This is a genomic window from Chryseobacterium sp. ON_d1 (assembly GCF_006829085.1).
Taxonomy (GTDB): Bacteria; Bacteroidota; Bacteroidia; order Flavobacteriales; family Weeksellaceae; genus Chryseobacterium.
In genome coordinates, this window is record NZ_BJTC01000008.1 from 218,763 (window position 1) to 229,928 (window position 11,166).

The following is an 11,166-nucleotide window of genomic DNA, read 5'->3' on the forward strand; positions in this document are numbered from 1 at the left end:
TTGCTATGAACCTTTCAAACCTTTTCAGAATTGCATGGAAAGCCCTTTTACGGAATAAGCTTCGTGCTTTTTTAACCATGCTCGGCATTATTATAGGGGTGGCGTCAGTGATTGCCATGACCGCCATTGGGGAAGGTTCCAAAAAAAGCATCAGCGATCAGCTTTCTTCTATGGGATCCAATATGATCACCATCCGGCCCTCCAGTAATGTGAATGTTTCCGGAGGAGCCAGAATAGGAGCTTCAGGATTACAGACGCTGAGACCTCAGGATGCGGATGCCATTTCAAAAGGAGCTCCAGATGTTTCGTATGTCTCTCCTGCCGTACAGACCAACGGACAGTCTATCAATGGACCTAATAACTGGCCAACACAATTGCAGGGAGTGAATGAAGAATATTTTAACATCCGGGACTGGGGTATTTCCGAGGGAAATCTTTTCACAAAAAAAGACGTCACCTCATCCAATAAAGTCTGCCTTTTAGGACAAACCGTTTACAGCAATTTATTTCCCAATGGTGAAGATGCTGTAGGAAGTATTATAAGATTTAACAAAGTTCCTATGAAAGTCATCGGAATCCTCGCTCCAAAAGGTTCTAATGCATTCGGACAGGATCAGGACGATGTGATCATAGCCCCCTTCAATACGGTCCAGAGAAGGTTTTTGGGAATCACCTATGTTCAGACCATTTATGCAGCCTCATCCAATGAAAATACTTCGCAGCAGGCTACAGACCAGGTATCTGAGATCCTGAGAAAACAGCACAAACTGCCTGCTGATGGGAGCAATGATGATTTCAGTGTAAGAACCCAGGCAGAGCTCATTTCTACCATGAGTTCTACCAGCCAGCTTCTGACTGTACTTTTGTCAGCGATTGCAGGGATTTCTCTTGTTGTGGGGGGAATCGGAATTATGAATATTATGTATGTATCAGTAACGGAAAGAACCAAAGAAATCGGGCTGCGAATGTCTATTGGAGCAAGAGGAAAAGATATTCTATACCAATTCCTTATTGAAGCAATATTGATCAGTATTACCGGCGGAATTCTTGGCGTACTTTTAGGGATACTGTCTTCAGAACTCGTTACATTTTTCCTGTCATGGCCCACATTTATTACTGAATCGTCCATTATAATTTCATTTATCGTCTGTGCCGTGACAGGAGTATTTTTCGGGTATTATCCTGCATTGAAAGCTTCAAAACTTGACCCTATTGAGGCTCTAAGATATGAATAGTTTTTGTACATTTGAGTTGTGAGATTCGAACCTTTGAGATTTCGATTCGAGGTACGAAAATTCGGAATTCGGGGCTTAGAAGACGTTTTGATTCTCACTTAATAACGAAAAACACCTTACACAATATGTCTGCAAGCATTTCTTCCAAAACATTTGATTTTTTAAAAAAGTTAAATAAAAATAACAACCGCGAATGGTTTAACGAGAACAAAAACCTGTACACAGAATCCCAGCAGAATGTAGTTTCGTTTTTAGATGAACTGATTAAAGAAATGTCCGGTTTTGATGAAGATCTTGCTAAGATTGACAGTAAAAAAGCATTGTTCAGAATCTACAGGGACACCCGTTTCTCAAAAGACAAATCACCTTACAAAACCAATTTCGGAGCTTCTCTGGGAATGGGTAAAGGAAATCAGAAAGGAGGCTATTATCTTCATATGGAGCCCGGAAAATCCTTTCTGGCAGGAGGAATTTATATGCCTGAATCCTCTGTTCTGAAAGAGGTACGTAAAGAAATTTCGCTGTATGGAGACGATTTCCTTAAAATCCTCAACAATAAAGATTTCAAAAAACATTTTCCAGAGCTTGACCAGGAAGACAAGCTGAAAAAAATCCCACAGGGTTTCGAAAAAGAAGATCCCATGGGTGAATATCTGAAGCTTAAGAATTTTATTGTGATATATTCTCTGAAAGATGAAGAGGTACTGGATAAAAATGCAGTGAAAAATATGACCCAAGTTTTCAAACTGATGAAACCCTTCAATGACTTTCTGAATACTCCTTTTCTTTAGACGGCTTTATTTTTTCATCGCAGATAATTCATTTTTTACAGATCATTGAGTGCATTCCGGTTGAATTGTTTCTCTGTAGGAATATTTTAAAAAAGATATTCGGGAATGCCGGTGCCTTTGCGACAAATCAAAAACCTATTAAAATACAGCAGCTTATAAAAACAAATTTTAAAATTCCATCCTGAAAATCAAGCTATTATAATTAACATTTTTTAAGAAAAGTTTTACATTTTTGCTTATCTTTGCTGTTCGTCAAAAAGCTTACGATGTCTTTATACCAAAAAATCGCAGAGAAACTACAATATATAAGTCCGAATTTCTACAAAAAAAGATATTTTAAAACTTTAAATAATCTTAGTAAAAATAATTTTTCGGAGCGTAATGTAGAACCGGAACTGGTATGGATTAAAGAATATCTTTCTAAAAATGCAGTGATATTAGACATTGGTGCCAATGTGGGAACCTTCCTGTATCAGCTGGAAAACACACTGGATCATGAAAACATTTATGGTTTTGAGCCCAATAAGAAACTTTACCGAAGACTGAAAAGGCTGTTTCCGGCAATGCATATCCTTCCTCTGGCACTTTCAGATGAAAACAGAATTGCAGAGTTCAAAGTACCTGTTATTAATGGAAAAACGATTGCTTCACGCGGTACTTTAAACACTTCTTATAAAGAAAAAGGGGAAGAGAAAAGCTATACGGAGAGAGTAAAGGTTATCAAGCTGGACGAATGGGCTGCACTGGAACATTTCAACAGACTTGATTTCATCAAAATAGATGTAGAAGGAAACGAAATAAAAACATTGTCCGGGGCGAGAGAAACCATCAGACGATTTCAGCCGACTTTAATGGTCGAAATGGAACAAAGACACCACGACACACCTATCTGGAATGAAATATCCGAAGTAATGAACTGGGGATACGAAGCCAAATACCTGAACAGAGACAGCTTTACGCTGGAAAATCTTACAGAAGATATTATAACACAAAATACAAACGACGAAAAAAATAAAACTCAGTACATCAACAATATTATTTTTATACCTAAAAACATTTAAAACAACTTTATGAGTGTAGTAGCGAGACAAGGCTTCAAATATTCCATTATCGGTTATATTGGTTTTTTGCTGGGCACCGTTTCCGCAATATTCATATTTCCGAATGATTTTGAATTTTATGGAAAACTGCGCTACATTCTTCCTACCGCAGAAATGCTGGTTCCCTTTGTTGTATTGGGTATCTCGTATTCGAATGTAAAGTTTTTTCACACCGTGGAAAGAGATGGCAAAAAGCAGAATATGCTGTCACTATCACTGCTTACTGTTTTTATCAATTTTCTTATTTTCACAGTGGTATTTTTCTTACTTCCTTATTTTTATCCGAAGTTCAGGCATTCAGAGGCATGGAAAATCAAAGAAATGATTCTTCCGCTGATCTTAATCCTTTCATTTTGTGCTATTTTTAATAAATACACTTCCAATTATAAGAGAATTGTAGTTTCCAATATTTTCGATAATCTGTTTCCGAAAATAGCCAATCTTGGAGCATTCTGTCTGTTTTTCTTTGCGTTATCCCAGAATATCAATGCGGCAATATCACAAAAAATTGCGTTTGCTTTCTTTTTTGGAATTTTCTTTTTGATGCTTTTGGGTTACGTTTATTACACCAATAAGCTTGAAAAGATTCAGCTGGATTTTAATACAGATTATTTTAAGAAGAATAATTTCTGGAAAGAGTTTTTCAATTACAGTTTCTTCGGATTTCTTGGGACTTTCGGAAATTACCTGGCCATCAACAGTTTTATGATCGGGGAATTTATGGGAATGGAAGAAGTAGGTATTTACTCTGTTTTATATGCACTGATCTCATTAATTTCTATTCCACAACTTGGATTATTCAATATTTCTGCACCTATTATTAATAAAACACTGGCAGATGGAGATATGGTGGAACTGGACAGATTCCATAAAAAAACATCTTTAACGCTGTACTTCCTCGGCGCTGTTTTATTCTCATGTATTATGGTAGGATTCCCTTATCTGACGCAATTTATGCCCAAGAATGGAACCATGCTCAGAGAATATGAACCAGTAGTTTGGATCTGGGGCTCTGCGGTATTGATCGATCTTGCCACCGGATTCAACGGAAACATTATTTCACTTTCAAAATATTACAGGTTCAACATCCTGGTCATGCTTTTACTGGCCGGACTTACAATCGGGCTGAACTATTATTTCATTAAAAATACAGACCTGAAACTGATTGGAATTGCTTTATCTACAGCCATTTCCCTTACCATCTACAATGTTGTGAAAATCATTTTCAATTATATTGTATTTAAGGTTTCGCCATTAAGCATTGAAATGATTTTTGTCTCTATCATCTGCACCCTGGCGATCACAGTCGCTATTGTTCTCCCGAACTTTAACAGCAATCTGCTTAATCTTGTTTACAAACCGGCAGTTGTTTTACTGCTGATTTATATTGGAAATTACTTCACAAAAATATTTCCTGTTGAAGATTATCTGAATATCACGTTCATTAAAAGTATTTTTAAGATTAAATAAAAAAAACACTACATTAGCAGCAATTATGCACACAAATCAACCGATTGACTGTACATATTTGAAATACCATGCTATGACTGAGAAACTGCAAGAAAACACTGATCACAATAAGCACCCAAAACATGACTTCCAGGTAGAACGTCTGGCCTTTTTCAGCGATGCCATCTTTGCTATTGCCATCACCCTTCTTATCATAGAATTTAAGATCCCCCATGTGACTAAAGAAAGCTCTTTTGACAGTGTGTGGGAGCAGCTCGTGGAACTCAAATACAATCTGCTTGCCCTTCTATTGAGCTTTTTCCTGATTGTAACGTATTGGATGCGTCATCATTTCCTGTTCAAGCATATTCATAATTACAATAAACAAATTGTAATCGCCAATATGGCCATGATGCTGCCCATTATCTTCTTTCCTTTTACTACTGCTTTTTTTGCGGAAAGTGTGGATAATATCCATGTAGTCATCTTAGCATTCAGAATCTTTTTACTGAATCATATTCTTGCCGGTCTTACTATTTACATCCTCTATTGGCTTGCCACTGTAAAACATAAAGACTATTCTTTTGAAATGAGTATAACGGAAAGAAAAAAGTTCACCTCAGATCTGTTATTTACAACGATAACTTTTTCTGTTATATTTTCAGTAACCTTTCTAACGAGCAATATTCAGGCAATTTTATGGGTATTTCTTGCGTGTGGAATCTCAAAAAAAATATTTGACAGATTTTCGAAAAAAGCAGTATCAAAAACAGCATAACAGTCATTGAATAATTTTATTCAAAGTACTTTCCAGATTTTCCAAAACTCTTTTTTTACTGTAGTTTTTCTGAAAATCAAAACTGGTATTTTTAAGTGTTTCCAGCTCTTCAATAACATTTCCTTTTTCAGAAATGATAAAATCGAGTTTCGAAAGATAATCTGCGGGAAAAATGGCTAATTTTCCATATGTTATGGCATCACCCAGGTTTCCTGTCATTTTAGTCTTTCCATACGTTTCTTTGATACTGAAAAATTCTGTATTCTGCTGAATAGGACACCATAGAATATCTGCTTTCTGCATCCATCTTTCAAAATCTTCAGATAAAACCCTTTCAGAAAAATAGGTAATTTCAATGTTTCCAGGCAGTTTTTTGGACAAATATTCCAGTTGTTTTAATTCATGCCCGCTTGCTTTTCCAAGAAAAACAAACCTGCAAAGTTTATCTGTCTTCAGATTCTGAATAGTTTTGAAAATATAGTCATAATCCCTTCTTTTTTGAGAAACTCCGCCGGGAATAAGTACAATGAGATTTTCATTTTTTGTTTTGTCAAAATCCCTCGTATAAAATAGCGGTAGAAACTGATACTTTTCTGAGATTAAAGCTTCATCCAATACCAAAAGAGATCTGGAAGTGTGATATACCTTGGTTTTGTAGAATAGCCCTTCTTTCAGCCACAGTTTTAATCTGAAAACAACGTCTCCTTTGAAAATGCTTTCTATCAGATCAAATTTTGATGCTTTGATAAAATTAAGGTTATGGGAAATGACTGCTGTATTATACTTTTTTGTTATCGCTAAAAATGTATTAAAATAACGGTGAACTGTTCCAATAACAACTAGATCATAATCTTTACCTTTTAACTGATCCAGAATCATAGAACTGTCCGATAAAAATACAGGCTCATCACTATGATTAATCTGATCTTTAATTCTTTTCGAAAAATAATAGTCTACTGAAAACTCCTGAGAGTCTTTCATAATATCCATGAAAGCCTTGGCAATTTCTGCGTGGGTATCTATTTCTATGTAAGCTATTTTTTTCACGATGGGAGTTACATTCTTAAGTTTCGGCTAAAGCCGATGGATTTTTTATTTTTTTGATTAAACGGGCTAAAGCCCGTTCCTATTGAATTTTCCAATAATGATTCATGAAGCCTTCTACAATTTCTGGATTTATACTTCTTACATCTTCAGCCATTTCTTCTTCAGCATTTTCCAGCGTTGATCATTTACAGCTGTCTGTTCTTCTTTTGTAATTTTCAATTCCAGTTTCTCTGATCTGCAGCCTTCATAAGACTTAACAATGTCGAAGAAAAAACCGACAGACTTGCTTTTCATCGCTTCTTTTGAAGAGGCAATATATGCAAGAAATCTGTTCAGCCCCAGGAAATAAAAATATCTTCCGTAATAATCGGCAGGACGTATTGTGTAATCAGCTCCTTTTACTTTGATCAGCTTTACATGGAGTTCAGGTAAAACAACTTCCTTCCAGCCCAGATTTTCAAGCAATATGGAATCAATATTATCCCAGCCCAGTGTTTCCCTTAATCCTCCGATCTGCATAAAACATTCTTTACGATAAGCTTTCATGGGACCTCTTACATGATGCTTATTGGAATTCTCTTCATATACCCATTTTCCGTCTTTTTCAACGTACAGAAGTCCACCTGCCAAACCATATTCCGGATTATTGGCAAAAGCCGTTTCTATGGTTTCCAGATAATTTTCCGGTAAGATGATATCGGCGTCAAATTTACAGATAATATCAAAATCATCCATAGATTGGGACTGAAGACCTTTTTTAAAAGCATGAACCACTTTTGAGCCCGGCTGATGTTCTGATTTCTGAAGGGTAACGGTTTCAAAGCGTGAATCTGCCTCTATGTATTTCCTGATGACGTCAGGTGTTTTGTCTGTAGAACCATCATTTACCACCACTACCCTAAAATCTTTAATGCTTTGCTGTTGTAAAGAATCAAGAGTAAATGGGAGGTTCTCCTCTTCGTTATGGGCAGGAATTATGATTAAAAACCTCACGGGAATTATAAGTAATTAATGATTAATGATCAATGACAAGAAGCTTTTTAGCATATCACTTATCATTGATCATTCATTGTTTTTAGAATTTATTTGTTATGCGGTTTCAGCATATTTTTCGGATCCAGTATTTCGTCCAGTTTTTCCTGAGAAAGAATTCCTTTTTCAAGAACAAGGTTGTAAACACTCTTTCCGGTTTCCAATGCTTCTTTTGCAATCTGTGTAGACTGTTTGTACCCAATATAAGGGTTAAGTGCCGTTACGATACCAATGCTGTGTTTTACCATATTCAGGCAAACTTCTTTATTGGCTGTAATTCCAACCACACATTTCTCACGAAGGGTATCCAAAGCGTTGCAAAGGAAGTTGATATTTTCCATGATGGCATGAGAAAGTACCGGTTCCATTACATTCAGCTGTAATTGCCCTGCTTCAGCGGCAAAAGTCACAGTAAGATCGTTTCCGAATACTTTAAAGCAGACCTGATTGACCACTTCCGGAATAACTGGGTTTACTTTCCCCGGCATAATGGAAGATCCCGGCTGCATTGGAGGAAGGTTGATTTCAAAAAGACCGGCTCTCGGCCCTGATGAAAGTAATCTTAAATCATTACAGATTTTGGACAGTTTAACAGCCAGACGTTTCGTTGCTGAAGAATAGATCACATACGATCCTGTATCAGGAGTAGCTTCCACTAAATCTGGTGCTGAAACAATGGGAAATCCTGTAATCTGGGCTAAGTTTTTAGCACAAAGAGTAGCATACCCTACCGGAGCATTCAATCCTGTCCCGATAGCTGTTGCGCCCATGTTTACTTCCACAAAAAGACTGGCATTGTTATTCAGTTTGGAAATATCTTCTTCCAACGTGGCTGCATATGCTTCAAATTCCTGCCCCAGTGTCATTGGAACAGCATCCTGAAGTTGTGTACGTCCCATTTTGATCACGTCATGAAACTCCTGTCCTTTGGCCCGGAAAGCCTCTATGATTTTTTCAAGCTTCTCTACCAATCCTATGTTCATCTGCAGCAGTCCCATCTTAATAGCGGTAGGATAAGCATCATTGGTCGACTGGGAAAGGTTGATATGGTCATTCGGTGAACAAAATTCATATTCTCCTTTGCTTTTTCCTAATTTTTCCAACACGATATTGGCAATTACCTCATTGGCATTCATATTGATGGAAGTTCCTGCCCCACCCTGAATCATATCTACCGGAAACTGGTCATGATATTTCCCTTCTACAATTTCGTCACATGCTTCTGTTATCTTGAAATACAGGTTTTCGTCTAAAAGGCCTAATTCATAATTGGTTTTTGCCGCTGCTTTTTTTACAAAAGCCAACCCTTTGATGAACTCCGGATAAGAAGACAAAAGCTGTCCTGAAATTTTAAAATTGTTGATAGCTCTTTGTGTCTGAACCCCATAATAAGCATCTAAAGGCACATTCAGTTCGCCTAACAGATCACTTTCTTTTCTGAAATTTTCCATTACAGATATTTTACTGTTTTTGATGGTTTAAAGATAGCAAAAACGCATCTAACCGATGCGTTTTAGTTTGAATTATTTTACTGGATATTTTTGATTTAAAGCCTGCAGTATCGCCCATGTTTCGGCATCCATGATGCCGTCATAATTCTGAGGACGGAAATGGTACTGGAATGCTTCAATTGTTTTTTTGGTAGCATCATCCCATTTTCCGCTGAGATCCAATCCATATCCGAATTTCTGCAATGCTGTCTGAATCATGAAAATAAAGCTTGAATCATTATATCTTGCCGTAATATCGGCCTGAGCCTGTTCAAGATAGGTTTGTTTAGCTGCTTCATCATACCACATTCCGACCTGGTATTCGTCATATAGCTTCTTCCACGGAAACATCGGCCCCGGATCCTGTTTTCTGGTAGGAGCAATATCTGCGTGAGCCAATACATTGGTAGGCTGAATCTGATATCGTGTCACAATATCTTTAACCAATGCGGCTACTTTTTTTACCTGATCATCACTGAAAGGAGCAAACGTTCTTTTGCCCGCAGCATCTGTAGTATACCCTGTATTTACAATTTCAATACCGATGGAGGTATCATTAAGGTTTTTGTCATTTCTCCAGGCGCTTACTCCCGCATGATACGCTCGTTTGTTTTCATCCACCAGCTGGTAAATCTCGTTATCTCCTGTATTGTTTACCAGGTAATGCGCGCTTACCGACTGCTGGGTAAGAACTGTAATCGATTTGTCGTCCGGAAGGGCTGTATAGTGTAATATTAAGTAACGCTGTCTGAAATTTTGGGCTACTGCCGGAAAATAAGTCTTTACTACTTTATATCCGATCGGTTTTGCAGAGACAATAGAGCCATAACTTGCCGTATTATCATTTTTGGTTGGGTCTGCTATATTGGTAGTAAAAAAGTCAACTCCATGATCAGATACCACTTTTGGTTTAGGAGGAACCGGAGGTGTCGTCTGAACTGTTGGTTTCGCTTGTGTTACCGGGCTTTTCGGCTTGTATGTATTTTTTTTCACATTTTGCTGTGAAGTACATGAAAAAACAAATGTGCTTAATCCGATGATATATAATGTTTTACGCATCAGTTTGGTTTTTGGATGATTTATTACCTCAAAAATACACAAAATTTTCTTGAATTTTATTTGGTAAATAAAGAAATCTGTTCTATATTTGCACTCGCAATAACGGAACAACGATCATTAAAAAATAAACAAAAAGGAGGGTTGCCGGAGTGGTTAACGGAGCAGTTTGCTAAACTGTCGACGCGAAAGTGTCGCAAGGGTTCGAATCCCTTACCCTCCGCTCTTCTATATATTCGGGGCGTAGCGTAGTCCGGTCATCGCGCCTGGTTTGGGACCAGGAGGTCGCAGGTTCGAATCCTGCCGCCCCGACTTTTTAATGTGCTTATTGACTAAGCGGGAATCAACTTTTAAGGGTGCGTAGCTCAGCTGGATAGAGCATCTGCCTTCTAAGCAGACGGTCAAAGGTTCGAATCCTTTCGCGCTCACAAAAAACCTCACAATTTTTATTGTGAGGTTTTTTGTTTATTTTAGTTCTCATGTATTTTTGCTATATACTTTATTCTAAAAATTTAGATAAATTCTACGTCGGACATTCCTCGGAATCTTTACAAGAAAGATTAAGAAAACATTTATCGGATCATAAAGGTTTTACATCAAAAACAAAAGACTGGAAAGTGGTCTATTTTGAAACTTTAGTTTCCAAGTCTTCAGCATATAAAAGGGAAAGAGAAATTAAAGCATGGAAAAGTAAATCAAGAATTCAGAAACTCGTACATACAACAAAGATAGAGCATCCCGATTTGTAATCGGGACGGTCAAAGGTTCGAATCCTTTCGCGCTCACAAAAAACCTCACAATTTTTATTGTGAGGTTTTTTGTTTATTTTAATTCTCATGTATTTTTGCTATATACTTTATTCTAAAACTTTAGATAAATTCTACGTCGGACATTCCTCGGAATCTTTACAAGAAAGATTAAGAAAACATTTATCGGATCATAAAGGTTTTACATCAAAAACAAAAGACTGGAAAGTGGTCTATTTTGAAACTTTAGTTTCCAAGTCTTCAGCATATAAAAGGGAAAGAGAAATTAAAGCATGGAAAAGCAAATCAAGAATTCAGAAACTCGTACATACAACAAAGATAGAGCATCCCGATTTGTAATCGGGACGGTCAAAGGTTCGAATCCTTTCGCGCTCACAAAAAACCTCACAATTTTTATTGTGAGGTTTTTTGTTTATTTTAG

Annotated in this window: 11 protein-coding genes and 3 tRNA genes; 10 read left to right on the forward strand and 4 right to left on the reverse strand. The window is 37.1% G+C overall.

The window, feature by feature from the left end:
* Positions 1-5: 5 nt before the first annotated feature.
* The 5 genes from CRS_RS14335 (at position 6) to CRS_RS14355 (ending at position 5,353) form a co-directional block, all read left to right on the forward strand.
* Positions 6-1,235, forward strand: coding sequence for an ABC transporter permease (locus CRS_RS14335; RefSeq protein ID WP_142724705.1), 1,230 nt, complete (start codon positions 6-8; stop codon positions 1,233-1,235).
* 125 nt (positions 1,236-1,360) lie between these two features.
* On the forward strand, positions 1,361-2,026 hold the full coding sequence (locus tag CRS_RS14340; protein ID WP_142724706.1) for a DUF2461 domain-containing protein: 666 nt from the start codon (positions 1,361-1,363) through the stop codon (positions 2,024-2,026).
* 266 nt (positions 2,027-2,292) lie between these two features.
* Positions 2,293-3,087 carry an FkbM family methyltransferase gene (locus CRS_RS14345; RefSeq protein WP_142724707.1) on the forward strand — a complete coding sequence of 265 codons (795 nt, stop codon included), beginning with the start codon at positions 2,293-2,295 and terminating at the stop codon, positions 3,085-3,087.
* A gap of 9 nt (positions 3,088-3,096) precedes the next feature.
* On the forward strand, positions 3,097-4,596 hold the full coding sequence (locus CRS_RS14350; RefSeq protein ID WP_142724708.1) for a lipopolysaccharide biosynthesis protein: 1,500 nt from the start codon (positions 3,097-3,099) through the stop codon (positions 4,594-4,596).
* 73 nt (positions 4,597-4,669) lie between these two features.
* Complete coding sequence (locus tag CRS_RS14355; protein WP_172617082.1) at positions 4,670-5,353, forward strand: TMEM175 family protein; 684 nt, start codon at positions 4,670-4,672, stop codon at positions 5,351-5,353.
* A gap of 3 nt (positions 5,354-5,356) precedes the next feature.
* On the opposite strand, the gene CRS_RS14360 is transcribed toward CRS_RS14355, so the two are convergent.
* The 4 genes from CRS_RS14360 to CRS_RS14375 all read right to left on the reverse strand — a co-directional run bounded on the left by CRS_RS14360 (position 5,357) and on the right by CRS_RS14375 (position 9,981).
* Positions 5,357-6,400 (reverse strand): hypothetical protein, encoded by a 1,044-nt coding sequence (locus CRS_RS14360; protein WP_142724710.1) that lies wholly within the window; start codon positions 6,398-6,400, stop codon positions 5,357-5,359.
* Positions 6,401-6,538: 138 nt separating this feature from the next.
* Positions 6,539-7,393 (reverse strand): glycosyltransferase family 2 protein, encoded by an 855-nt coding sequence (locus tag CRS_RS14365; RefSeq protein ID WP_142724711.1) that lies wholly within the window; start codon positions 7,391-7,393, stop codon positions 6,539-6,541.
* Between the two features lie 89 nt (positions 7,394-7,482).
* On the reverse strand, positions 7,483-8,883 hold the full coding sequence (aspA, locus tag CRS_RS14370; protein WP_142724712.1) for an aspartate ammonia-lyase: 1,401 nt from the start codon (positions 8,881-8,883) through the stop codon (positions 7,483-7,485).
* 72 nt (positions 8,884-8,955) lie between these two features.
* Complete coding sequence (locus CRS_RS14375; RefSeq protein ID WP_142724713.1) at positions 8,956-9,981, reverse strand: N-acetylmuramoyl-L-alanine amidase; 1,026 nt, start codon at positions 9,979-9,981, stop codon at positions 8,956-8,958.
* A 135-nt stretch (positions 9,982-10,116) separates the two neighbouring features.
* Between CRS_RS14375 and CRS_RS14380 the strand changes: the two genes are divergently transcribed.
* From CRS_RS14380 to CRS_RS14400, 5 genes are all read left to right on the forward strand, one after another.
* A tRNA-Ser gene (locus tag CRS_RS14380) sits at positions 10,117-10,201 on the forward strand.
* Positions 10,202-10,215: 14 nt separating this feature from the next.
* Positions 10,216-10,290, forward strand: a tRNA-Pro gene (locus CRS_RS14385).
* 42 nt (positions 10,291-10,332) lie between these two features.
* A tRNA-Arg gene (locus CRS_RS14390) sits at positions 10,333-10,406 on the forward strand.
* Between the two features lie 51 nt (positions 10,407-10,457).
* Complete coding sequence (locus tag CRS_RS14395; RefSeq protein WP_142724714.1) at positions 10,458-10,727, forward strand: GIY-YIG nuclease family protein; 270 nt, start codon at positions 10,458-10,460, stop codon at positions 10,725-10,727.
* Positions 10,728-10,814: 87 nt separating this feature from the next.
* Positions 10,815-11,084: a GIY-YIG nuclease family protein gene (locus CRS_RS14400; protein WP_142724715.1), complete on the forward strand. Its 270-nt coding sequence runs from the start codon at positions 10,815-10,817 to the stop codon at positions 11,082-11,084.
* Positions 11,085-11,166 lie beyond the last annotated feature (82 nt).